The sequence below is a fragment of the Glacieibacterium sp. genome (genome assembly GCF_965200405.1).
Classification (GTDB): domain Bacteria; phylum Pseudomonadota; class Alphaproteobacteria; order Sphingomonadales; family Sphingomonadaceae; genus Glacieibacterium.
Map to the genome: position 1 here is coordinate 2683784 of NZ_OZ241356.1, position 22843 is coordinate 2706626.

The window sequence follows — 22843 nt, forward strand, 5'->3', positions numbered from 1 at the left end:
TTCAGGCTATGACCTCGACGAAGCTGTCGAGGACGCGCTTGGCACCGGCCTTTTCGAAGTCGATCTCCAGCTTGTTGCCCTCGATCGAGGTGACCGCGCCGTAGCCGAACTTGGAGTGGAACACTCGCGCGCCGACGGCGACATCGGCACGGCCCTTCATGCCGACGCTGACCGCCGAGGCGCGCGCCTCGATGACCGGGCCGCCGCGACCGGGGATGCCCGAGACGCCGACGCCCTGCGCACGCGTCCAGCCGGGACCGCGACCGGAGCCGCGGGTCACGTCGGCGAACGGATCGCCACCGCCGAGCGCGGCGCGCCACAGGCTGGGTCCGCCGCTCATCGTGCTGGTGACGTCGACATGATCGAGCGGCAGTTCGCTGACGAAGCGCGACGGGATGCTTGAGGTCCATTGGCCATAGATGCGGCGGTTGGCGGCGTGGAAGATCGTCGCCTGGCGCCGGGCGCGGGTGATGCCGACATAGGCGAGGCGCCGCTCCTCCTCCAGGCTGGCGTTGCCGCCCTCGTCGAGCGAGCGTTGCGACGGGAAGACGCCTTCCTCCCAGCCGACCAGATAGACGTTGTCGAACTCCAGTCCCTTGGCGGCGTGGAGCGTCATGATGGTGACGAACTCGGCGCCGTCGGAGGCGTCGTTGTCCATGACCAGGCTGACGTGCTCCAGGAAATCCGTCATGGATTCATAGTCTTCCATGGCGCGCGTCAGTTCGGTCAGGTTTTCCAGCCGCCCGTCGGCCTCGACCGAGCGCTGCGCCTGGTACATGCCGATCATCCCCGATTCTTCGAGGATGACGCGCGCCAGTTCGGCGTGGGACAGCGTGTCGACCTGCTCCCGCCAGCGCGTCAGGTCCTGAACGAAGGCCGCGAGGTTGCGGCGGGCGGCACCGGTCAGTTCGTCGGTCTCGATGATCTGCGCGGCGGCGCTGGACAGTGGGATGTCGCGGGCGCGGGCGAGGCCGTGCAGGCTGGCCATCGCCTTGTCGCCGAGGCCGCGCTTGGGCAGGTTGACGATGCGCTCGAACGCCAGCCCGTCGCTGGGCGAGACGACGACGCGGAAATAGGCCAGCGCGTCGCGGATCTCGGCGCGCTCGTAGAAGCGAAACCCGCCGACGATCTTGTACGGCAGGCCGATCGAGATGAAGCGGTCCTCGAACTCGCGGGTCTGGAACTGAGCGCGAACCAGGATCGCAACGTCGTTGAGCGAGGCACCCTGGCGCTGCAGCCGCTCGGCCTCGTCGCCGACCATGCGGGCTTCCTCCGGGCCGTCCCAGACGCCGATGACGCGGACCTTGTCGCCGTGCGCCAGCTCGGTCCACAGCGTCTTCCCCAGGCGCCCGCCGTTCTTGGCGATCAGCCCACCGGCGGCGGCAAGGATCGACGGGGTGGAGCGGTAGTTCTGCTCCAGCCGGATCACCTTCGCGCCTGGAAAGTCCTGTTCGAAGCGCAGGATGTTGGCGACCTCGGCACCCCGCCATGAGTAGATCGACTGGTCGTCGTCGCCGACGCAGGCAATGTTCTTGCGCTCCTGCGCCAGCAGCCGCAGCCACAGATACTGGCTGACATTGGTGTCCTGATACTCGTCGACGAGGATGTATTTGAACTTGCGCTGGTACTCCGCGAGCACGTCGGGGTGCTTCTGGAAGATGGTCAGCATGTGGAGCAGCAGGTCGCCGAAATCCGCGGCGTTGAGTGCAGCCAGCCGTTGCTGATAGCGGGCGTACAGGGCAGGGGCCTTGCCGTCGGCATAGTCGCGGCCCTCGTCGCTAGGCAGTTGGTCCGGCCGCCAGCCGCGGTTCTTCCAGCGGTCGATCAGCGACGCCAGTCCCTTGGCGGGCCAGCGCTTTTCCTCGATGCCGGCCTCGATCAGGATTTGCTTCAACAGCCGTAACTGGTCGTCGGTGTCGAGGATGGTGAATCTGGCATCCAGCCCGACCAGCGCGGCGTGGCGGCGCAGCATCCGCGACGCAACCGAATGGAAGGTACCGAGGAACGACATGCCCTCCGCGACATCGCCAATCAGCGCGCCCATGCGGTGGCGCATTTCGCGCGCCGCCTTGTTGGTGAAGGTCACCGCCAGCACTTCGCTCGGCCAGGCGCGTCGCGTGAAGATGATATGTGCCAGCCGCGCGGTGAGGGCGCGGGTCTTGCCGGTGCCGGCGCCCGCCAGGATCAGCACCGGACCCTCGGTGGTCAGCACCGCATCCCGCTGCGGCGCGTTGAGGCCGTCCATGTAAGCGGGCTCGGGAAGCGGGGCGGGAACGGAAGCCATCGGGGAACAGGTAAGGAACGCGGGCGCGTTTGTCACCCCGGCATCAAGCGGTTCGACAGGATTCGGCTTACCTGCGGCAGGTGCGTGCGAAGGCGAAGCGAGGGTACTACCGGCTATGCAGACGCGGAGCGCGCAGCCGGGACGTTACTCAGTGCGCCGTGGACTTCGAGAACAAGTTCAGCACGACAGAGCCGGCGACGATCAATGTGATGCCCGCGATGGCGGCCGCATCCAGCCTCTGGCCCTGGAAAATCCACGCGATCGTCGTGACGAGCACGACGCCGACTCCTGACCAGATTGCATAGGCGACGCCGGTCGGCATGGAGCGCAGGGCCAGCGAGAGGAAATAGAATGTCACGACGTAACACACGACCATGATGGCTGTTGGAACAGGCCGGGTGAAACCGTCCGACTCTTTCAGGAAAGTCGTGCCGATTGCCTCGCCGCCGATGGCGATAAGCAGGAAAAAATATTTCACGTGAATGCGTCCTTTAGCTTGGAACGCTTGCAGAAGACGCAGGCGTCCCTCGATTGAGGTGACGCCGTGGCTGAGTAGACCCAGCGAACGGGTGCAGGAGATATTATCCTGCTACTCTATTTTCGGCGCATTTCGTCTAGACCTCCGTTGATCGACGATCAAGCCGACAGACCAACCGGCCGCCAAAATGCCCTATCCGCGCGTCATGTTCGACGGTGTTTCCGGGTCGGGCTCACAAACTAGACCAGCAGGCCGCAAACGCGCAGGATGTCGAAGCGCGATCGTGCCGGTTACGTCGCGATCTCTCGGCGCAACAGGTGCAGCGCCGCCTTGCCATGCTTGCGCGGCGGCTCGGCGTTGAACCCCGGAATCTCCAGCGCTTCCTTGGCGCTTGTCTCGACCGACACCAGCGCGTGCGGGGCGAGCCAACCCTGTGCATCCATCCGGGCGAGAGCCGCCGCAGCCGCGCCGCTACCATAAGGCGGGTCGAGTAATACCAGGTCGTGCGGCGACGATCGGCCGAGCAGCTCGGCCGGATGTGCGACGACGGTGGTGACGTTCTCCGCGCCGCACTTGGCGATATTGCCGCGCAACGCTTTGATCGCCACGGGATCGTTCTCGACGAAGGTGACGTGCGCCGCGCCCCGCGACAGGGCCTCCAGCCCGAGCGCGCCGGTGCCGGCGAACACGTCGGCGACGCGCAACTCGTCGAAGTCGCCCAGCCGGCTGGTCAACATCGAGAACAGCGCTTCCCGTACCCTGTCGGCGGTGGGGCGCGTCGCTTCGCCTTCAGGCGCGGTCAGCGCGCGGCCGCGCCATTTGCCTGCGATGATGCGCATCTCAGCGCATCCCGTCGGCGTTCTTGCCCAGCCCCTTGCGCAGCAGATCGATGGCGTTCGACGGAACTTCCTCGACCTCGCGGACGCCGAGCTCACCCAGTTCGAACGGGCCATAGGCGATGCGGATCAGGCGGGAGACCTGGAGGCCCAAGAACTCCAGCACGCGGCGGATTTCGCGGTTCTTGCCTTCGGTGAGGCGCATCGTCAGCCACAGGTTCGCGCCGGTGCGCCGCTCGATATCGGCGTCGATCGGACCGTAGCGCATGCCGTCGATGGTGATGCCCTCGATGAGCGTCTCCAGCGCCGCCTGCGAAATCTCGCCATAGGCGCGAACCCGGTAACGGCGTGACACTGCGTTGATCGGCAGCTCCAGCGCGCGCTTCAGTCCACCGTCGGTGGTCATCAGCAACAGGCCCTCGGTGTTCATGTCGAGGCGGCCAACCGGCACGAGGCGGGGCAGGCCGGGCGGCAGGGCGTCGAAGATCGTCGGGCGTCCGCCCGGATCGCGCGCCGTGGTCAGGAAGCCCGCGGGCTTGTGGAAGCGGAACAGCCGGGTCGCTTCGATCGCCTCGACCGGGCGGCCCTCGACGGTGATGCCCTCCAGCGAGGTGACGATGGTGGCGGGGGTGTCGAGCACCTTGCCGTTCATCGCGATCAGGCCCTGCTCGATCATCCGGTCGATGTCGCGGCGCGAGCCGACGCCGGCGCGGGCGAGCAGCTTGGCGATGCGCTGCGGCTCCAGCTCGCCGGCCTTGACCAGCGCCCGGACCTCGCCGCGGGCACGGCGGCCAGTTGGAGCGGCGGGCTTGTCGGCGGCCGGAACCTTGGGCAGGCGCCCACCCGGAATATGGCGTCGCAACTCGCGGGTATTGGTCGCCAGCTCGTCGAGCTTGGGCGCACGGCCGAAGCTGGGGCGCGAAGCACCGGGACGTCCGGGGCCGGTCGTACGCTCACCTGTCGGGCGGGCCGACTGCGGGCGGGCCGATGGCGGTCGCGACGACGGCAGGCGCGACGAGGCAGGGCGCGAAGGCTGGTCGAACGGCACACGCTCGCCAGCGTCGCGGTTCGATGGCGGACGGGCGCCGCCGGTGCGATTACCAGTGGGTCTGCCGCCGGTCGGACGGTCGCTGGAACTGCGGTCGCCGGGTGGGCGATTACCGGGAGGTCTGTTGCCGGGCGGCCGGCCGCCGGGCGTGCGTGGAGGTCTCATGTCACTGCATTGCAAGCAACCCTGCATCTTGGCAAGCGCGGCGCGGTCGTTTACCGGGTCTGGCAGTGCCCCTGTGGTGAAATGGTAGACGCGCTCGACTCAAAATCGAGTGGAGAAATCCGTGCTGGTTCGAGTCCGGCCAGGGGCACCACAACCGGTCGAAGATGGCCGCCGCCCCGTCGGGCATCGCCTCATCTTTGATCAAGCTTGTACTAGCGCCGAGCGTGACCCTGACATCCGGATTTGTGTGTCTAACATCTCGACCTTGTCGATATTCAGATCGAGATAGCCGCAACTGAAGTGGGCCTCACCGATCCCAAAGCGGTCGCCTGCTATCAGACGCCGCAGCTCCGAACGGATATTTTCGGATGGAAGAGGGATGACCGCTTTTAAGCAGACAGACGGCGAAGGCGACGCTTGTTTGAAGCTTGGCTGACAGCAGCTTTGCTCCTCAACCTAGGCTCATCCGCTGCTTAATAAGGGTTCGCTTTACCGGTCAGAGATCCGAACGGATCCGGATTGTCTAGAAAGGAACGTGCCAAGGTCGCCGCGTCGAGTGTGAACCCGTCGAGAAAGCCGCGGCCCCATTCGGGCTTTTCAACGATGCGCCCGTTGACAAGGTACATCTTCGCGCGTGGCGTGAACTGCTGCAGATCGTCCCCGGGATTGATGATCAGCACAGGCTGCGCGACCTCGGGCAATCCCATGTCTGGCTGGTGATTGAACGCCGCGCGATGGCCCCACCAGGCCTTGTTTCGGCCAAGCAGGCCGTCGGGGAACATATCAGCGACGCTGTTCATGTCGACACCCCGGCCCAGATTGTGATGCACGAAGCCGCGCCACCGCTTCAGCAGATGCTCGCCATCGAGGCTCGGCGGCACCTCCGGGTAGAGTGCGCGCATCTCGACCCGCTCCGCATCTGTCAGAAGTGGAGCGGAGACCAGTATCACGCGGCGGACCTGTTGCGGTCGTAACCGGGCGAGATCGCAGGAGATCAGCGAACCGGTGTGATAGCCCATGAGGTCGACCGGTCCGTCGATGCCGAGCGCGTCGATGACGGCGGCCATCGCCCGCGCGTAGTCGGCAATCTCCGGCGGTTCCGCCGGCCTATCCGACATGCCGAAGCCGGGAGTGTCGACCGCGATCGCCAGCCTGTCCCGCCCCATCTCGGCGATGAAGTTTGCGAATATGCGCCCACTCATCGGGCTCATGTGGAAACAGAGGAGCGGCGGCCGGTCGGACGGGGCCCCAGCCATCCTCAGATGCATCTGGCCGAACGGGCCATCGACATAATGCCGCCGTGCGGACTTCATGCCGTGATCGCCGGTCTGCATCAGGATGTTCCTTCTGGCCCGCCGTTCGTCGGCTGGATCGCCTGGAACCATGCGCCGTTGGGTCCTTGCACTGTCGCGACCCTGGCGGGACCAAAGCCCGGCACGTCGAGGGTGACGACACCGACGCCTGCCTCCGCAGCGACCGTGGCTGCATCGCGAACGATCAACGTCGCGCCGAGCAGACCGCGCGCCGGCGGTCGGGCGGATGCCTTGATCGAAACCTGCGATCCAAGCGGCAGACCATAGTCGATCACGCCGAAGTACGGCTCGCGCTTATTCAGGCCGACGTTCCACGCGCGCAATTTGACACGAGCCGGAGCGCCCATCAGCGCGTCGAAACTCGGATCGTCCAAGCCGTAGCGGTGAACGACATCGAGCTTGAGCACGTCCTTAAAGAAAGCGAGCGTGGCGGCAGCGTCCTGGACTGGACCGGAGATGCTCTGAGGTTCGCTGACAAGGCGATCACGAATCGTCGCCAGATCGTCGAACAATGCAGCGTCACCGGAAATCAGCGCGCAGACGACACCGTCCGGCCCCCACAGATGAGCCTCCTGATAGCGGCCCTCCGGCGTCACATAGTCGGCCACATCGGGCTTGAAGGCGAAGCCGGCGGCCTCGATCGAGGCGCGTGCAGCGGCCAGATCGGGGGCGTAGAAATCAATGACCTTCAGCGCCTCGCTGTCGGTGCCGCGCGACGGATCCCTGATCTGGGCCGTCGAACCGGGATCGAAGCGCACCAGCCGTATGCCGAAAGTCGTCCCCGGCGTTTCGAGTGTCACCTCGATGCTGGATTGCCGATCGACGCCCCAGATTGCCGCTGTTTCCTCAACGGATCGTTCGCACCGCGCAACCTCGCGCAGGCCGAAGGCGGCGAACAGCGCGAGATGCGCATCGATGTCACTGGTCGAAACGATGGGACCGTGGACGAACCGGACGATCCCTGTCGCTGCCTCGTCTTGCATCTCGAACCCCGCCGCTCACGAATTGTATTAACAATATAACATAATGAGATTGATGCAATGGCTCGGCCGAGGAAGGCACTTGCCCTCGCAGTTACTATTTCACCGCGCCTGCAAGGAAATAGCGGCCGCCGCGGGTCCGTGTCGCCTCGGCGCGGTAGCCGCGCTGGACGATCAGGCTCGGCGCGACGAGGCGGAACATGGCGTCGCGGCGGAAGCCAGCGCGGGCGAACTCGTCCTCCAGGTCCATCGCATAATAGCCGCCCATAAATGGCTCGGCGTTGAAATTGATGTCCCAGTCACGCAGCGACTGGTCGTAGGGATCGAGCTCGTCGAACTGCGGAGCGTCGGAATGGAACATGATCCCGCCCGGGCGCAGCAGGCGGTGGCATTCGGCGAACACCGCGCGCGTCGCCGCCTCGCAGGTCTCGTGCAGCAGGATCCGCGAGAAGACGAGATCGAAGCTTCCATCGGGATAGCCGGTGTGCTCGGCGTTGCGCTGGCTGAAGGTCACCGCCGCCCCGAGCGCCGACGCGCGCGCCGCGCCGAACGCGAGGCATGGACCGGAAACATCGACTCCGATTACCTCCGCGTCGGGAAAGGCGGCCTTGAACGGCAGCAGCGTATGGCCGACGGTGCAGCCTAGTTCGAGGATCCGCTTGGGTACGAAATCGGGGAAGACCTGCTGCAGCCGCGCCGCGATACTGTGGCCGACGTCGTCGACCAGCGGTCCCATGGCAGCAACGCGGTGGACCGAAAGCGCGCGATCATAGGTGGCACCGGCAGCGAGCGGATGGTGCCGTCCCAGATCTTCATAGCCGCCCACCATGTTATGAGCATCCGTCTGGATATAGGCGGGGAAGGGCAGGCTCGGATCGAGCTCGATCATCGCCGGTCCATTTCCCAGCGCGGCGGCGCGAGTGGCCAGTTCATCGATGTGGCCGTCGACGATGGTGCGGGAGGCATCGAAGGCCTGCCGCTGCGCTTCGGTCCGCGCAACATACCAGGCGCGATTAGGCTGATACTCGCGCATCGCAGCGGCGATCTCGCAGCGATCGGGTATGCGACCGAGATCGGAGACAAGTCTCGGTTCGACCACATCCTGGTAATGGGCACGAAAGCCGGGGCGAACTTCGGCCTCGAGGTAGGTCTGTAGCTCGCCCCAGAACGCCTCGCGCGTCGCGTCGCTCGACCGGGGTCGCAGCATCATGTCGTGCGGCAGGTCGGTCATCGCCGTGGCTCCCGATTCACGCGCATCGCGCTGAAGATGCGCTCGATGAAGGCGCGGCGCTTGGTCGCGAAGCCTTCCGCAACGCTCGGTTCGGGCACGTAGGCGTCCACGTCGGTGGGGCCGAACAAGCCGTGGTTGGCGGCAAGGCGCTCGACGATCTCAAGCCGTTCGCGGAGGACCGCCACCTCGGCAGCAAGCGCGGTGGCGATCTGCAGGCTTCGGTCGGCGACGCTGGTGCCGAGCGGATCATCTTGCGCCATTGCAGCTATCCGGCTGCCAGTTCGAGCGGTTCCCACAGGCGCTGGCGGGGCGCCGACAGCCCGGTCTCCGCCTCGCAATTGGCCCGCAGCGTCTCGATGTCGGGGCCGAAATCGAACACCTCCACATCCCCGCGATCCTTGCGCATCGTGTCGCGCCGCGCCGCGGTGGCGGCTGCATCGACGCTGCCATCGGTCCCAATGACAACGCCATAGGCTGCGGCGCCAGCAACGGTGACAAGGCCTTGTTCGATCTCCTTGACGATCAATGGCGGATCGCGGTCCAACGGATCGCCCCAGCCACCGCCACCCCACGTGATGAAGTGCAGCACGTCGTCCGCTTCGACTTCCAGATCCTCGACCTTGTTGCCGACAATCCGCTGCGAGCCGTCGGGCTTTTCGAGAATCTTGCGCGCGCGGGCGCCCGGCAGGCCGCCGTTGACGCCCCAGGGGGGCACGAACCAGCGGTCGTCGTGGATGGCGATTTTACCCGGCTCCAGGAAACGATAGGACATGACGATGCCGTTGCCACCGCGGTGGAGGCCAGCGCCGCCCGAATCCGCCACCGTCTCGTAGCGTTCGATCACCAACGGAAAATAGCGCTCGAGAAATTCATTGGGCACATTGGTGAAGTTGGGGAACAGCGAATGGCCGTCGGGCCCGTCGCCGAGCGGACGACCCGGAATCCCGCCGAAGCCGATCTGGAACAGCTGGAAATAGACACCGGCCTTGTCGAAGCCCGAATAGAACAGGTGCGGCGAGGAGGAAAAGCCGGCGGCGGTCAGGAACTCCGGCGTCTTTTGACCGAGCAGGCCGCCGAGGATGTCGAACATCCGGCCGAGTGCGTGGGTCCGGCCTGAAAGCGCCGCCGGGAAACGCGGCTTGAGAAGCGACCCTTCCGGGATGCGGATATCGATAAGATCGTAATAGCCATCGTTAAACAGGATCTGCGGATCGAAGACCATGATCATGTAGATTCCGAAGAACATCCGCATCATGTTCTCGTTGAGGTAGAAGTTGATCGAGGCCGCGGACTGGGGATCGGTGCCGTCGAAGTCGAGGACGACGCGGCCGTTCTCACGCCACATCGTGCACTTTATCTTGTAAGGACCATAACCCATGCCGTCGTCGCAGAGGTAATCCTCGAAACTGACCTTCTCCTCGCTGATCGCCCTGCCGATCAGCAAGGTCATCGCGCGGTGATTGCGGGCAAGCAGGTCCTCGCAAGCGGAAACGAAGATGTCGTCACCGAAGCGCTCGGCCAGTTCGACGACGCGGCGTGCAGCGACGCGGCAGGCGGCGATCAACGCGTTGAGATCCGCCTTGCACCAGTCGGGCGTCCGCACCTGATGCATGATCAGCCTGACGACCTCCTCGTTATAGGCGCCCTGCTTGTAGATCTTTACCGGCGGGATACGGACGCCTTCCTGGAAGATCGAGGTGGCGTCGATCGGCATCGAGCCGGCGACCATGCCGCCGATGTCCGACATGTGACCGAACATCGAGGTGTAGGCGATCAGGCGGCCGTCCTTGAAAACGGGCAGCAGCACCAGCCAGTCGTTGCAGTGGCTGACTGCGCCGCCGACCGAATACGGATCGGACAGCAGGATCAGGTCGCCTTCCTCCACCGTGCCGTCGAAGCCATCGAGAAACGGGCCGATGTACGAGCCGAACTGGCCGACGATCATGCGGCCCTGGTGATCCGCGATCAGCGGAAAGGCGTCGCCCTGCTCGCGAATGCCGGGCGACATCGCGGTACGCACCAGCGTCGCGTCCATCTCGACGCGCGCATTGCGCAACGCATTCTCGATGATGTCGAGCGTCACCGGGTCCAGCCCGAGCTTCTTGAAAGGCGTCTGGTTCGATTGGACGATTCGTGCGCGCATCTGCTGGTCCTTACGCTTCGGCCGGGGCGGGGACGGGCGTGATCAGGATGTTGCCGACCGCGTCGACGGTGGCGATGCAGTCCGCTTCGACAAGCGTCGTGGAATCCATCTCGATGACGATGGCCGGCCCGGCGATGACGTCGCCGGCCCTGAGCCTGGCGCGGTCGTAGATGACGCCCGGCTGCATCTGGCCGTTCATGTAAAGTTGGTGGTCGCGCAGCTTGGCGGCGCGCGGATCACCGTCCCCGACCTGCAGCTTCGCCGCAGGCAGGTCGAGCGCCTGGCCCAGCGCGACGGCGCGCAGGTTCACGATCTCGTGCTCGCTATCCATGTTGAAGGTGAAGAGCCGGCGATGCTCCTCGTCGAAGCGACCCGTCAGCACGCTGATCCCGGTTTCGCCCAGATCCGCGATCGTCACCGTCATCGGCACCTCGAACGCCTGGCCCGAGTAGCGCACGTCAGCTTCGAACTCGACTGTGATCTCGTCGGCGGCGACGCCCTCGGCCTCCAGCTCCGCGCGGATCTGTATCTCCATCTCCGACAGCACGGCGACGATCGCCTGGCCGGTGGTGCGCGACGCGAGGGTCGAGAAGGAGCGCGCCGTCTCGGTTCGCATCCGCGTCGTGGCGTCACCCAGCGCACACAGCACGCCCGGCGACACCGGGGAAATCGCCGGCCAGCTTCCCATCAGGCGCGCGACAGCGTTGACGTGCAGCGGCCCGGCACCGCCGAAGCCCATCAACGCGAAATCGCGGGCGTCATAGCCCTGCTGCACCGAGATCATCCTCAGCGCGCCGAACATGTTCTCGTTGACGATATCGATGATGCCGCGCGCCGCCGCATACAGGTCGATTCCTAACGCGTCGGCAATCGTCTTCACCGCAGCCGTGGCACCGGCGCGGTCGAGCTTGAACGTGCCGCCGAGCAGCGCCTCAGGCAGATAGCCGAGGACGACGTTCGCGTCGGTCACGGTGGGCAGCTTGCCACCCTTGCCGTAGGCGACGGGACCCGGCACCGCGCCGGCGGACTGCGGACCGACGCGTAGCGCCCCGGTCAGCTCGGGAACATAGGCAATCGAGCCGCCGCCGGCGCCTACCGTCTTGACGTCCAGCGCGGAGGCGCGGACCGAAAGGTGGCCGACCTCGGTGGTGCGGACGCGGCGTGCCTCGAGGTTCTCGATCAGCGCGACATCGGTCGAGGTGCCGCCGACGTCGAGCGTCAGGATGTTCCGGATGCCGGCATTCTTGCTGACCCAGATTGCTCCGGTGACGCCGCCCGCCGGTCCCGACATCAGCAACGAAACCGGATGTTCCTCAGACTTTTCCGAGGTCATCAGGCCGCCGTCGGAGCGCAGCAGCAACAATTGGCCCACCATGCCCGCGCCACGCAACTTGGCGCGCAGGCTGCGGACGTAACGGCCGACGATGGGGCGGACGGCGGCATTCGCCACGGTGGTCAGCGTTCGCTCGTATTCCTGCATCTCGGGCAGGACGATATGGCTGAGCGAGACGGGGACGTCGGGCATGATCTCGTTGGCGAGCGCGCCGACGCGCGTCTCGTGCGCGCCGTTCAAATAGGCGTTCATCAGCGATACGGTCAGCGCCTCGACGCCTTTTGCCTTCAGCTTTTCGAGCTGGGCGCGGATGTCCGCTTCGTCGAGCGGGCGGAGTTCTTTGCCGCGGGCGTTGATCCGGCCCTTGATCTCGAATGTATCCTCCAGCGCCGCGAGCGGCTGGGGCTTGGGCCAGACGATCCAGCCGGCGAGTCCGCCGGGCACGAAGCTACGCGCGATCTGCATGGTCTGGCGGTAGCCCTGGGTGACGATCAGGCCGACACGCGCGCCCTTGCCTTCGAGCACCGCGTTGGTCGCGACGGTGGTGCCGTGCAGCAGGATGCCGATGTCCGCTGGCGCAATCCCGGCCGTTGCGCAGATCGCGTTCAGACCGGTCAATATGCCTTCGGAACTGTCGTGCGGCGTCGACGGCGTCTTGTGCCGCCAGAAGGCGCCGGTGGCTTCTTCGAGCAGGAGGAGGTCGGTAAACGTGCCGCCGACATCAACGCCAAGCCGATATGCCATCGATCGTCCCTATTACGATTGAGGGGCGCGAAGGTCGACGATGACCTTGCCCATGGACTGTCCGGAAACCAGATGCTCGACGGCATCGTAGACCCCTTCGAGGCCGATGAACTTGCGCTCGTCGAAGACCATTTTGAGCTTGCCGGCGTCGTAGAGCGCGAAGACCTTGGCGCGGGCCTGCGGCCAGTGCTCGGCCAGCAGGCCGTTCATGAAGCCCCGGACCGATGCGCCCTTGTAATAGAGCTTGTGGGCGATGCGCGGCTGGGTGACGATCTCGGGCTGGCCTTCAAGATCGGCCGCCGCCCCGCCGACGACGACGCGGCCATGCGGCGCGACATTGTCGAGGAAGGCATCGAAGATACCGCCGCTTACGGTGTCGATCGCGACGTTGAGCTTGTCGGGATACTCTGCCGCGAGCACGTCCGACACGGACTCCGACCGGTAATCGATGACCCGGTGTGCGCCGAGCGACTTGACGAAGTTGCTCTTGGTCTTGCCGCCGCAGACCGCGACGACGTGGCAGCCGCGGAGCAGGGCAAGCTGGACGATCAGGTGCCCAAGCCCACCCGCCGCCGCGGAGATGGCGACCGTCTCGCCGTCCCGCAGGGCGCCGATATGCTCGAGCGCCATCGACGCCGAGACTCCCGTTGAGGCGAGGCCGAGCCATTCGGGCGCAGCGCTTGGCACCTTGGCGAAATGGCCCTCGGGGGCGACATTCCACTGGCGGTAGCCGCCCGGAAAGCGCGTCGTGACGACCGCGTCGCCGGCCGCGAAACCGACCACCCCGTCGCCGACTGCTTCGACCGTGCCGAGCGCCTCGACGCCGGTCAGCGTCGGTAGCGCGATCTTGACGTAGTCGACTGCATTGCGCGCGATCTGGGTGTCGAAGATGCCGTTCACGCCGGCATAGTGATTGCGCACGAGCAGTTCGCCCGGACCGGGCTGGCGCAAGTCCAGGTCGACGATCGTCGCGCCCGCCCGGAAGGTGTCGGCAAAACGCTGCAACTGGATGGCGCGATACGTATTACTCATGCGTCGGCGCCTGCGTCCGGAAAGCCGAGGACGCCGGGATTGAGGAGGCCATCCGGATCGGTGACGCGCTTCACCGCATCGAGCAGCGCCTGCGATACCGCATCACGGCTTTCACGGTACGGATAAGTGCGGCCGATCTGGAAATGACCACTGCCGTAGCGCGCGAAGATGCCGATCAATTCCTTGCGCAGCGCGGTCACGAGCGCGGTCGCCTCCGGATGCAGCGGCCGCTGCGTCAGCCGCGCGAGATGGGAAGGCTCGACCGCGGATTCGTGGATCTTGCGCCAGCCCTGCGGCCAGAAGAACACCGGCTCGATCACGATCGCGTTCGTCGCCATCGTCGTGAACAGGAAGCCGACATGGATTTCGGCGGCATCCATCTCGGCCCGACGCCGTGCGAACACCGCCTGTATCTCGGCGAAGATCTCGGGCGCGGTCGATAGCGAGGTCACGCCGTGGCACGGCACCCAAGCCTCGCCGGTCGGCCCGAGCATGGAGTTGAGCGGCGGGAACGGCATCGCCCGGATGACCTTGGCAATCGTATTCTCGATTTCCGCGCCACCGAAGCTGAGGCAGATACGCCGCGCCTCGGCCATGTCGGCATCGACCGCTGCCTTCGACCGGCCCTCGCAAGCGAAATGGAACGGGTAATCTGTCGGGGCGATGAAGTTGCGCCCGCCCATTGCGATCTTTGCCGCCGCGAGCAGGCCCTTGCCGAGCGACTTTTCCTTGGCGACGACCTTGCCGAGCGTCCTGATGTCGCCCGCCAGTGAGGCACGCTTCATGCGAACGACGGTCAGGCCGGGATCGAACGCGCAGGTTTCGGCGGCGACACCCGAACGCGCGATTTCCGCCATGGCCTTGAGCAACGCTTCGCCGCTCGGGAAGGAGAAGGAGGCGGTGTCTTCGAACTTGGGCGCGGTAATCAAGCGAAGCGTGATCTCCGCCTTGATCCCCAGCGTGCCGCAGTCGCCGCAGAACAGGCCGGTCAGGTCGGGGCCGAAGTGACGGTAATGCGGCGTGTCGCCATTCGGTCCGCGCGCACCGGTGCGGACGATCTTGCCGTCTGCAGTGACGATCTTGAGCGCCACAACGCTTTCGCTCGACGTTCCATAATGTCCCGCTCCGAACATCGCGTTGAGCTGCGAGATGCCGCCGCCAATCGTCGAGGACAGGCCTGACATGGGCCCCCAGAAGGGCAGCCGCAGGCCTTGTGTGGCGAGTGCGTCGTTGACCGCGGTCCATGTCGCGCCCGCTTCCACGGTGATCGTCATGTCGTCACGGCTGAGACGCAGGATGCGGTTCATTCGTGACATGTCGAGCGAGATAGTGCGGTGATGCGCCGGGACGTAGCCGCCGGTGTAGCTCATGCCTGCGCCGCGAGGGGCGATCGAATAGCCGGCTGCATCCGCCGCCTTGGCGACCGCGGCGACTTCATCGGTGGAGCCCGGTGAGACCACGAGCGCCACGATTGCCGGGCCCGGCTGCCAGACGTCCTCGCTGTGCAGTGCGCGGATTGCCTCATCGTCGCGGGCGTGGGCATCGCCGACGATGCGGGCGAAGACCGTCAGGTCCGGCGTCTCCACGGTTGGCGGGTGCTGTGCGGCCTGCTGCATCAACTCGGGTCCGTTATGTAAGTAATATGTTATATAACTATGACATATTAAATCGGAGTTGCAAGCGCTCCGCGTCGCGCACCGTGACGTTTTTATTCAGTCGTTGACCAGCGCCGCGGCACCGCGGCCAGCCAGCCAGCCGAGGGTGATTGCGGTCGTCAGGCCCATCGCCGGAAGATACCCCCACGACGATGGACCCGATACCGAACGCGCCGTGCCGCCGCCGGCAAACAAATTGGCGAACGGCGTCCCGTCTTGTCGCAATACCCGCGCCTGCCCGTCGACCTGGAGACCGCCCTGCGTGTGATACAGCGCGCCGACGACGCGCAGCGCACGAAAGGGGGCGTGAGGTGAGGCGGCAGTCGTCCAGTGCCGGCCGACCGCATCGGGCGCGTCCTCCAAAGCCGCAGACTGGGCCTCGGCGATCGTCTCGCTGAGCTGGGCCGGGTCGGCGCCGATCAGCCGGGCCAGATCCTCGGCCGTCGCGGCGGTCTTGGCAGCGTTCAATTCCATCAACGTGGCGAGTTCTGGAATTGCGGCGCAATGCGCCTCGATCCGAGCATCGTATATCACCCAGCCGATACCATCCGGCTGGCTGGCGAGCGGATGGACCATGCCGGCGATGTCCAGCGTCTCGTCGGTAAAGCGCGCGCCTGTCCGGTTGACGATCAGGCCCCCCTCCAGCAGCACGGGCGGCGGCACCGAGATGCCCTGTGGATCGGTCAGCATCGCATAGCCTTGGTAGGCGCCCATGTCGGCTATCGCCGCGCCCAGCTTTTCGCCGAGGATGATTGCCTCGCCGTGACTTCCCTCATGCCCATTGTAGCGCAGCAACCGCGTCTCGGGCATGTAGCGAGCAGTCATCGCGCGGTTGGCGCCGAAGCCGCCGGCGGCCAGGATCAGCGTCTCGCAGCCGACATGCTCGATCGCGCCGTCCGCCCGTTTCAGTGCAACGCCGACGATCCGGTTCTCCTCGTCCGCGAAGATGTCGACCAGCGTGGTCTTCATCAGCAAGTCGATCCCGGCATCGCTCAGACGCGCGTGTAGAAGTTGCACCATGTCGAGGCCGCCATGCCCCGGCCAGCCATGGAGCCGCTGGCGACTGTTGCCATATGAGGCGCGAAAGCGCGTATCCAGTTCCCAGGGCAATCCGTGTCGATCGATCAGCCATTCGAGCGCCGGCGCGCTGTTGTCGGCGAGCGCGCGGGCGATGACCGGATCGGTCTCGCTCCGCGCCTTCGCCATGATGTCGGCAAAGAAGGTGTCGGCGTCGTCCGCGATGCCGTGCGCGGCCTGGCTGCGCGTGCCCGCGGCACAGACGAGGCCCTGCGACATGCCGGTCGAGCCGCCGGCGCGGTCGTCACGTTCGACGACCAGCACCCCCGCGCCCGCGTCCGCCGCGGCCAATGCAGCAACCGCACCGCAGGCACCGGCCCCGATGACCAGCACCTGCACCGTAAAGTCGAACCGGCTCAAGCTTCGGCGCCGATCTCGTCCGCGACGTCCTCTGACGCGATTTCCCCAGCCATCTGGTTCGCCTCGTTGCGTTGCTGGATGATGCGCAGCACGCGAGCGATATATTCCTGAGTGGCAAGCGCGCGCTCGACGGCGGCTTGTGGGTCGGGCGAATAGGTCTCGATCTCCCCGCGGGTCAGAACGCCCTGCTGCTCGAGCAGGCGCTCCAGCGTATCGATGCGCTGGCGGCTGACTGCGAGTTCCTGGACGACGGCCATCGTGATCGCGAGCACCGTCTCGATCTCGGTGTCGAGGAAGAAGGGCCGCTTGCCCGCTGGCTTGGCGCCGGCCTCCGCGATCGCTTCCGCGATGCTCATCAGACGCGCGCTCCGATGACGTGCCACGCCGCCTTGCGCCCGTAATCCTCGGTTTCGTCGTCGGCCGCGTCGGGAAACAGGTCTTTGTCGACCACCGCGGTCACACCGCCATGGATCAGCTGCTCGCGTTTGAAACCGGCATCGATCATCGCCTGGTCGAGGTCGAGTTCGTGCATCCGGCTCCAGAAGGGCTCGTTATTATAATAGGCGTCCCAGTCGCGCATCACCTGTTCGAACAGCGGCATGTCTGGTGTGTATTGCGGTTGCTCGACGTGAAGGACGATGCCGCCCGGCTTCAGCAGGCGGCGCGTCTCGCGCAGGATATTGGCGAGCGAGCGAGTCGACAGTTCGTGAAGGAACATTGTCGTCTGGATCCAGTCGAAGCACTGGTCCGGAAAGCGCGACAGATCCTCGCCCGAAGCCTGCACGAAGCGGACATTATCTATGCCGAGCGACTTGGCGCGGGCAAGGCCGTAGCGCAGCATCGGCGCACCGAGGTCGACGATCGTCATCTCGGCCTCGGGCCAGGCCTGCGCGATCGGCAGGCTGGAGTGCCCGACCGTCCCGCCGATTTCGAGGATCTTGTGCGGTTTGAAATCCGGCAGGTTGCGGCGGATCCAGTTCACCACCGCATGGCCGCCACCATCGGCGAGCTTGCCCAGCATTCCTCCCGTCGTGACGAAATTGCCATGATCGTAATTGGCACCGTTGGTCACGTCGCCGGGAAATGCTTCCTGATGATAGCTGCCCGGCATGCAGTGGTGGTCCACTGCCGAGACGTAGCGCGGGATGGCGAGCCCGGGGTCGAGCTCCAGCCGAGCGTCGCCTTGCGTCAGTTCGGCGGCTTTGTCTGCAAGCTCCTGACGCTGGCGGATCGCAGTCCAGCGGCCGGCTTGCTGGCGTTGTTCCATCGTCATGCGCCGGATCGCCGACCAGAAGCGGAAGGCAGGGTGATCGAGCAATGCCTTGCGCGCGTCGTGCCGGTCGGCAAGCGGATGCCCGGCTGCTTTCTCCGCAGCGGGTGCGACCTCCGTCAAGAACGCGGCCTTCACGCCGGGCACGACGCGCGTCGAAAGATGACGGTTCATCTGCGTGAGGAAATTGACCCGCTCGATCTCGTCATGGCCCATTTCGGGGAACACTCCGTGGCGACCGATCACGCGGTAATCCGGTGGACCGTCGTAGCTGACTTGGGGAGTGTTCACGGTCGCCATGCTGGAAAGTCACTTTCCTCATTTGCTATATCCATATAACAATATGCCAGCCAACCGAGAATGCCAAGAGGACACGCGCATGACCCGGATTATCGTTCTGCTGAACCTGAAGCCCGACAAGAGCGCGGCGGACTATGAGAAGTGGGCATTGGCGACCGATCTGCCGACGGTGAACGCGTTGAAGTCCGTCGACAGCTTCACGCTTTTCCAGGCGACCGATGTGCTGGGCGGCGGCGTATCGCCATACCAGTATATCGAGGTGATCGACGTCGCCGACATGGATCTCTTCGGCAGCGAAGTCAGCACCGAGGCGATGGGCCGGGTCGCTGCCGAATTCCAGGATTGGGCCGACCCGATCTTCATCGTCACGCGCCAGGTCGAGGCTGCGGCATGAGCCGCGCGCTTGCCGGCAAGACCGCCGTCATCACCGGATCGGGTCGCAAGGGCGGCCTCGGCGAGGCGATCGCGTTGCGGCTGGCGGCGGACGGCGCCAACATCGTCCTGTCCGACGTCGGCACTTCCCGCGACGCGGCAACGCCAGACGCGATGATTGGACTTTCGACGGAAATGGACGAGATTGCCGCCGCCGTCGCTGTGACGGGCGTCAGGGTCTCCACTTACGCCTGCGACGTCCGCATCCGGGCTGAGGTACAGGCGCTCGCTGACCACGCAGTCACCGCACATGGCAGCCTCGATATCTGGATCAACAATGCCGGCATCGGCTATATCGTGAGGCCTCTTCTCGAGGTCAGCGAAGACGAATGGAATGCAGTGATTGGCGTCAACCTGACCGGCGCTTTCTACGGCCTCCAGGCAGCGGCGCAGAGGATGGTCCGGCAGGCGCGCGGCGGCCGGATCGTCAATATCGCGAGCCAGGCGGCGAAGAGCGGCTTTCCCAACATGCAGGCTTATACCTCCTCGAAGCACGGCCTCGTCGGCCTTGTCCGTTCGGCCGCGACCGAACTGGGCGAACACGGTATCACAGTGAACAACGTCTGTCCGAATCACGTCACCACCGGGCTCGGCGCATGGCAGAACGCCTATTTTGCCGAGCGCCAGGGCAAGTCGGTCGAGCAATATGTGACGGACATGGCGGCTCGCATTCCGATGGGGCGGCCCGGCTTGCCGCAGGATACCGCCAACGCGGTCGCCTTTCTCTGTTCTGAGGAAGCTGCCTACATCACGGCCGAGTCGCTGAACGTGTCGGGCGGCGAGGAGCCGCACTGATCGGGTAAACGTTGGCCTGATGATGCTCCGATCGCCGGCCTATGTTTCCAGCACGGCGATCAGCGCGCCGGCGACGTCGTCTACCGCATCGAGATCGTCGATCAACAAGGTCAGTGGGCCGTGTACCTCGGCGATGCCGCCGAACTCCAGGCATCGCGCCGCCTTGGCGAGATGCTCCGAGCGGTTCAGCGGCCATTCGGGTGAGCCGAACTGGCGAGTCACCACATGCGAAATGGCCTCGCCGGATTTGAGGGTCACGGTTGCCACCGCCGGCACAAACGCGGCGGCATCGGGATTCTCGTCGGTCGCGACATGGATACGCTCGGCGAGCGCGAGCAGGGCAGGGTCGCCCAGCCGCTCCGGCGTGAAGTCGGCGAGGTCCAGCGTGCCACGGGTCAGCACGACGGCGCCGAGCCAGGCGAAACACAGGCGTGCGTAGGCGACGCTCATGCCGGCGAAGGGTCGACGCCCGACGAGCCGATTGATCAGCGGCGGAGCGCGATAGGTGAAGCGCTCAAGCGTAGCTGGGGTGATGTCATGCTTCGCGACCAGGTCCTGCAATGCCATGATCGCGCCGTGCGCGGCGCGGCCCGAGGGGAAGGGCTTCCAGCTCAGTTCCTCGATCCGGCGGATGGTGCCGAGTTGCGCCAGCACGGGTGCAAGGTCGACGTCGTTCTCGAACAGCGAAAGATAGCCGAATGGCCCATCGATCGAGCCTTGCGGCCCTTCCAGGCCAGCCGCCGCAAGGTCGACCGCCTCGATCGCCGAACGCGCTGCGGCAGCGACTTGGACCGCGAGCGTCGGCTTGCCTTCGACATGCGCCTGCATCGTCCCGCTGACAAAGGCGAGGCCATAACCAAAGGCATTGGTCGCCACGTCCGGGGCAAGTCGCCGTAGCCGGCATAGCGCCGCGATCGAGCCGAAGATGCCGGCTGTCGCTGGACGGAAGAACTTGAGCGGCCCGCGTGCCGCGACGCCGAGCGTTGCCATGACGTCGACGCCGCCGACCATCGCTGCAAGGAAATCCGCGCCGGACACCGGGGCACGGCCAGCTTCGGCCAGCAGAACTGCGCCGATGCTCGCCATGGGGTGCGCGACGGCGGGTTCGTGGACGCAGTCGAACTCCTGGGAGTGGATCTGGTAGCCGTTCACGAAGGCGGCGTGCGGCGTGGTCAGGCGCGCGTGCGGGCGGCCCAGCACCAGGCCGGTGCCACCCGCGCCGCTCCAGCCTTGCGCCGCTGCGAAAACACTGTCGGCAAACGGCGCGTTTCGGCCAGCTATGCCAACCGCGAGCGTGTCGTGCAGGAAGGTGCGCGCCGCCGCCTGCGTGGCTGGCGCAAGCTCCCCCCATTCGGTGGCGAGCGCGTGGTCGACGAACCGGCGTGACGCGGGTGTCATTGCACTTCGATCATCACCTTGCCGACATGCTCCGACGAGGCAAGATACGCATAAGCCTCAGGTGCCTGGTCGAAGGCGAAGACCTTCTTGACGACGGGCTCGATGCCGTTCGCCTCGACCGCGCGCACCAAGCGAACGAGCATCGCGCGGCTGCCCTCGGCGATGCCGCGCAGCGTCAGGTTCTTGCCGATTATCGTGCCGTAGTTCGGCAAGCCGTCCGCGGCCTTGCCCGCCGTAACGCCGATGATGACGATCGTCGCATTGACTGCGGCGGCGGCGATCGACTGGCTCAGCGTCGCCTGGCCGCCTGTCTCGACGACGATGTCCGCGCCGGCATTCGCAGTCGCCTTCATCAACTCGGCCGCCCAGTCGGGATGCGTGCGATAGTTGATGGTGATGTCCGCGCCCAGTTCGCGCGCAATGGCCAGCTTGTCGTCACTCGACGAGGTGATGGCGACGCGTGCGCCGTTGGCCTTGGCAATCTGGAGCGCGAAGGTCGAGACGCCGCCTGTGCCGAGCGCGAGCACGAGATCGCCAGCCTTGACCTTGCCGACCTCGACGACCGCGTTCCAGGCGGTGAGTGCAGCGGAGGGCAGCGCGGCCGCCTGGCGATCGGACAACGCCTCCGGCACGCGCACGAGTGCGGTTGCCGGCACCACGACGCGCTCGGCAAGCCAACCGTCATGCGTGACGCCGACGTCGTGACTGAAGGCATGAAAGCCGAAATCGCCGCCGGTCCAATTGACGAAATGTGGAGCGATCACCCGATCGCCGACGCTGAAGCCCGAGACGCCGTCGCCGACTGCCACGATCTCGCCGACGCCCTCGGAAACCGGGATCCGCTCAACAGGCTTTTTCGCGCCATAGGCGCCGCGCATGATCTGGATGTCGCGGTTGTTGAGGCTGACGAGGCGCGGCGCAAGGACGACCATGCCGGGTGCGGCGACAGGATCTGGCCGTGTCGTCGCCGTCAACGCCTCGATGCCGCTTTGATCACCGATCTGGAATGCTCTCACGCGAATGCTCCTGCTCTGGGCGCGCGGGCAAGAAACCGCTTCGACCGGCGACGCAATTGTATTGTCTATATATCAATTGCGTCCGAGGCAAAGGCTTTTGGTCGTCGCGTAATGTAGTCAGGAGACCTGTGGGACCAACCGCGGTGTGCCGCTCGCGCCAGGATGCTGCAGATCGAGGCGGATGGTGAACTTGTCCGCGCGATAATGTGCGAACGTCAGCAGGAACGGCGTGTGGTGGGTGTCGTACACGGTGCGGTTGATCCGCAGGATCGCGGATCGCGACTCGATATCCAAGGCGTGCGAGATAGTCGGATCGGCCTGCATCGCACTGATCGTCTGATCGGCTTGCTCCGCCTTGTACCCTAGATCATCAAGCACCTTGAGTATCGGAGTACTAGCCAGCGCTGCAGCGGTGACGCCCGCCGCGAACGCGGCCGGTACGTAGCTGACGATATATCCGAGGGGAACGCCGTCCATGCTGCGCACGCGCACGGCGCGCAGCACTTCGTCGTTCACACCGATCTTGAGCGCGCTTGCGACGGCAGGCGTCGGCATCTCCATCGCCACTTCGAGCACGGCAACGGTGGTGCGCCGGACGAAGGCGAGAAGAGAATCAACTGCTTGGTCGATATTCGCCTCGAAGGGCTTGTTGGGAGACTCGAAGATCACGCGGGTGCCGAGGCGCCGCTTGCGTTCGGCGAACTTCTGCTGGCTGAGCTCGGTCATCACCCGACGCGCGGTTATGCGCGAGACCTGAAACTTCTCCGACAGCTCCTGCTCGGTTGGCAATGCGCTGCCATATGGCCGCTCGCCGCTCAGGATCTCATCGCGTAATTGGAGATAAATCTGATGATAGATCGGCATTGCCGCGTTGCGATCGATCAATGTGCAATCACCTTGGGCTAGACGCTGTGGACCAGCATCCTTGCACGGCTAGTTCAGCTTTTGTGTCC

At 65.4% G+C, this 22843-nt stretch carries 20 protein-coding genes and 1 tRNA gene; 3 read left to right on the forward strand and 18 right to left on the reverse strand.

Going from position 1 to position 22843, the window contains the following annotated elements:
* Position 1 precedes the first annotated feature (1 nt).
* The 4 genes from ACOFKW_RS12510 to ACOFKW_RS12525 form a co-directional block, all read right to left on the reverse strand.
* On the reverse strand, positions 2-2284 hold the full coding sequence (locus ACOFKW_RS12510; protein WP_419814483.1) for an ATP-dependent helicase: 2283 nt from the start codon (positions 2282-2284) through the stop codon (positions 2-4).
* A gap of 148 nt (positions 2285-2432) precedes the next feature.
* Positions 2433-2762 carry a DMT family transporter gene (locus tag ACOFKW_RS12515; protein WP_419814484.1) on the reverse strand — a complete coding sequence of 110 codons (330 nt, stop codon included), beginning with the start codon at positions 2760-2762 and terminating at the stop codon, positions 2433-2435.
* A 290-nt stretch (positions 2763-3052) separates the two neighbouring features.
* Positions 3053-3601, reverse strand: a complete 549-nt coding sequence (rsmD, locus tag ACOFKW_RS12520) for a 16S rRNA (guanine(966)-N(2))-methyltransferase RsmD (protein WP_419814485.1) — start codon at positions 3599-3601, stop codon at positions 3053-3055.
* Between the two features lies 1 nt (position 3602).
* Complete coding sequence (locus ACOFKW_RS12525) at positions 3603-4811, reverse strand: pseudouridine synthase (RefSeq protein WP_419814486.1); 1209 nt, start codon at positions 4809-4811, stop codon at positions 3603-3605.
* Positions 4812-4878: 67 nt separating this feature from the next.
* Here ACOFKW_RS12525 and ACOFKW_RS12530 point away from each other — a divergent pair.
* Positions 4879-4962: transfer RNA gene (locus ACOFKW_RS12530), tRNA-Leu, on the forward strand.
* A gap of 322 nt (positions 4963-5284) precedes the next feature.
* On the opposite strand, the gene ACOFKW_RS12535 is transcribed toward ACOFKW_RS12530, so the two are convergent.
* The 11 genes from ACOFKW_RS12535 to ACOFKW_RS12585 all read right to left on the reverse strand — a co-directional run bounded on the left by ACOFKW_RS12535 (position 5285) and on the right by ACOFKW_RS12585 (position 18240).
* Positions 5285-6145, reverse strand: coding sequence for an alpha/beta fold hydrolase (locus ACOFKW_RS12535; RefSeq protein WP_419814487.1), 861 nt, complete (start codon positions 6143-6145; stop codon positions 5285-5287).
* Positions 6145-7107, reverse strand: coding sequence for a hypothetical protein (locus tag ACOFKW_RS12540; protein ID WP_419814488.1), 963 nt, complete (start codon positions 7105-7107; stop codon positions 6145-6147). Before ACOFKW_RS12540 ends, ACOFKW_RS12535 begins: the two co-directional genes overlap by 1 nt.
* A gap of 94 nt (positions 7108-7201) precedes the next feature.
* Complete coding sequence (locus ACOFKW_RS12545) at positions 7202-8335, reverse strand: methyltransferase domain-containing protein (RefSeq protein WP_419814489.1); 1134 nt, start codon at positions 8333-8335, stop codon at positions 7202-7204.
* Positions 8332-8595 carry a hypothetical protein gene (locus ACOFKW_RS12550; RefSeq protein ID WP_419814490.1) on the reverse strand — a complete coding sequence of 88 codons (264 nt, stop codon included), beginning with the start codon at positions 8593-8595 and terminating at the stop codon, positions 8332-8334. The genes ACOFKW_RS12545 and ACOFKW_RS12550 overlap by 4 nt, the downstream gene beginning before the upstream one ends.
* A 5-nt stretch (positions 8596-8600) precedes the next feature.
* Positions 8601-10478, reverse strand: coding sequence for a hydantoinase B/oxoprolinase family protein (locus tag ACOFKW_RS12555; RefSeq protein WP_419814491.1), 1878 nt, complete (start codon positions 10476-10478; stop codon positions 8601-8603).
* 10 nt (positions 10479-10488) lie between these two features.
* A complete protein-coding gene (locus ACOFKW_RS12560; protein ID WP_419814492.1) occupies positions 10489-12555 on the reverse strand; it encodes a hydantoinase/oxoprolinase family protein in 2067 nt (688 codons plus the stop codon).
* Between the two features lie 12 nt (positions 12556-12567).
* Entirely contained in the window at positions 12568-13587 is a 1020-nt protein-coding gene (locus ACOFKW_RS12565) for a zinc-binding dehydrogenase (protein ID WP_419814493.1), read from the reverse strand.
* The gene (locus tag ACOFKW_RS12570; protein WP_419814494.1) at positions 13584-15203 is read right to left on the reverse strand and encodes an FAD-binding oxidoreductase; all 1620 of its coding nucleotides are present in this window, start codon (positions 15201-15203) and stop codon (positions 13584-13586) included. The genes ACOFKW_RS12565 and ACOFKW_RS12570 overlap by 4 nt, the downstream gene beginning before the upstream one ends.
* Positions 15204-15299: 96 nt before the next feature.
* A complete protein-coding gene (locus tag ACOFKW_RS12575; protein ID WP_419814495.1) occupies positions 15300-16679 on the reverse strand; it encodes an FAD-dependent oxidoreductase in 1380 nt (459 codons plus the stop codon).
* Positions 16676-17035, reverse strand: a complete 360-nt coding sequence (locus ACOFKW_RS12580; protein WP_419814496.1) for a hypothetical protein — start codon at positions 17033-17035, stop codon at positions 16676-16678. The genes ACOFKW_RS12575 and ACOFKW_RS12580 overlap by 4 nt, the downstream gene beginning before the upstream one ends.
* Positions 17035-18240: a methyltransferase domain-containing protein gene (locus ACOFKW_RS12585; protein ID WP_419814497.1), complete on the reverse strand. Its 1206-nt coding sequence runs from the start codon at positions 18238-18240 to the stop codon at positions 17035-17037. The genes ACOFKW_RS12580 and ACOFKW_RS12585 overlap by 1 nt, the downstream gene beginning before the upstream one ends.
* 88 nt (positions 18241-18328) lie before the next feature.
* Here ACOFKW_RS12585 and ACOFKW_RS12590 point away from each other — a divergent pair, with 88 nt between their 5' ends.
* Positions 18329-18643, forward strand: a complete 315-nt coding sequence (locus ACOFKW_RS12590; RefSeq protein ID WP_419814498.1) for an REDY-like protein HapK — start codon at positions 18329-18331, stop codon at positions 18641-18643.
* Positions 18640-19476 carry an SDR family NAD(P)-dependent oxidoreductase gene (locus tag ACOFKW_RS12595; protein ID WP_419814499.1) on the forward strand — a complete coding sequence of 279 codons (837 nt, stop codon included), beginning with the start codon at positions 18640-18642 and terminating at the stop codon, positions 19474-19476. Before ACOFKW_RS12590 ends, ACOFKW_RS12595 begins: the two co-directional genes overlap by 4 nt.
* 39 nt (positions 19477-19515) lie before the next feature.
* Here the strand turns inward: ACOFKW_RS12595 and ACOFKW_RS12600 are convergent, their stop codons facing one another.
* The 3 genes from ACOFKW_RS12600 to ACOFKW_RS12610 form a co-directional block, all read right to left on the reverse strand.
* On the reverse strand, positions 19516-20874 hold the full coding sequence (locus ACOFKW_RS12600; RefSeq protein WP_419814500.1) for an MmgE/PrpD family protein: 1359 nt from the start codon (positions 20872-20874) through the stop codon (positions 19516-19518).
* The gene (locus ACOFKW_RS12605; RefSeq protein ID WP_419814501.1) at positions 20871-21890 is read right to left on the reverse strand and encodes a zinc-dependent alcohol dehydrogenase family protein; all 1020 of its coding nucleotides are present in this window, start codon (positions 21888-21890) and stop codon (positions 20871-20873) included. Before ACOFKW_RS12605 ends, ACOFKW_RS12600 begins: the two co-directional genes overlap by 4 nt.
* A gap of 117 nt (positions 21891-22007) precedes the next feature.
* Positions 22008-22775, reverse strand: a complete 768-nt coding sequence (locus ACOFKW_RS12610; protein WP_419814502.1) for a GntR family transcriptional regulator — start codon at positions 22773-22775, stop codon at positions 22008-22010.
* Positions 22776-22843 lie beyond the last annotated feature (68 nt).

Coding starts and splice junctions, on each gene's coding strand:
- ACOFKW_RS12510 (WP_419814483.1), bottom strand. CDS start 2,284: ATGGCTTCCGTTCCCGCCCCGCTTCCCGAGCCCGCTTACATGGACGGC.
- rsmD (WP_419814485.1), bottom strand. CDS start 3,601: ATGCGCATCATCGCAGGCAAATGGCGCGGCCGCGCGCTGACCGCGCCT.
- ACOFKW_RS12525 (WP_419814486.1), bottom strand. CDS start 4,811: ATGAGACCTCCACGCACGCCCGGCGGCCGGCCGCCCGGCAACAGACCT.
- ACOFKW_RS12535 (WP_419814487.1), bottom strand. CDS start 6,145: ATGCAGACCGGCGATCACGGCATGAAGTCCGCACGGCGGCATTATGTC.
- ACOFKW_RS12540 (WP_419814488.1), bottom strand. CDS start 7,107: ATGCAAGACGAGGCAGCGACAGGGATCGTCCGGTTCGTCCACGGTCCC.
- ACOFKW_RS12545 (WP_419814489.1), bottom strand. CDS start 8,335: ATGACCGACCTGCCGCACGACATGATGCTGCGACCCCGGTCGAGCGAC.
- ACOFKW_RS12550 (WP_419814490.1), bottom strand. CDS start 8,595: ATGGCGCAAGATGATCCGCTCGGCACCAGCGTCGCCGACCGAAGCCTG.
- ACOFKW_RS12555 (WP_419814491.1), bottom strand. CDS start 10,478: ATGCGCGCACGAATCGTCCAATCGAACCAGACGCCTTTCAAGAAGCTC.
- ACOFKW_RS12560 (WP_419814492.1), bottom strand. CDS start 12,555: ATGGCATATCGGCTTGGCGTTGATGTCGGCGGCACGTTTACCGACCTC.
- ACOFKW_RS12565 (WP_419814493.1), bottom strand. CDS start 13,587: ATGAGTAATACGTATCGCGCCATCCAGTTGCAGCGTTTTGCCGACACC.
- ACOFKW_RS12570 (WP_419814494.1), bottom strand. CDS start 15,203: ATGCAGCAGGCCGCACAGCACCCGCCAACCGTGGAGACGCCGGACCTG.
- ACOFKW_RS12580 (WP_419814496.1), bottom strand. CDS start 17,035: ATGAGCATCGCGGAAGCGATCGCGGAGGCCGGCGCCAAGCCAGCGGGC.
- ACOFKW_RS12590 (WP_419814498.1), top strand. CDS start 18,329: ATGACCCGGATTATCGTTCTGCTGAACCTGAAGCCCGACAAGAGCGCG.
- ACOFKW_RS12595 (WP_419814499.1), top strand. CDS start 18,640: ATGAGCCGCGCGCTTGCCGGCAAGACCGCCGTCATCACCGGATCGGGT.
- ACOFKW_RS12600 (WP_419814500.1), bottom strand. CDS start 20,874: ATGACACCCGCGTCACGCCGGTTCGTCGACCACGCGCTCGCCACCGAA.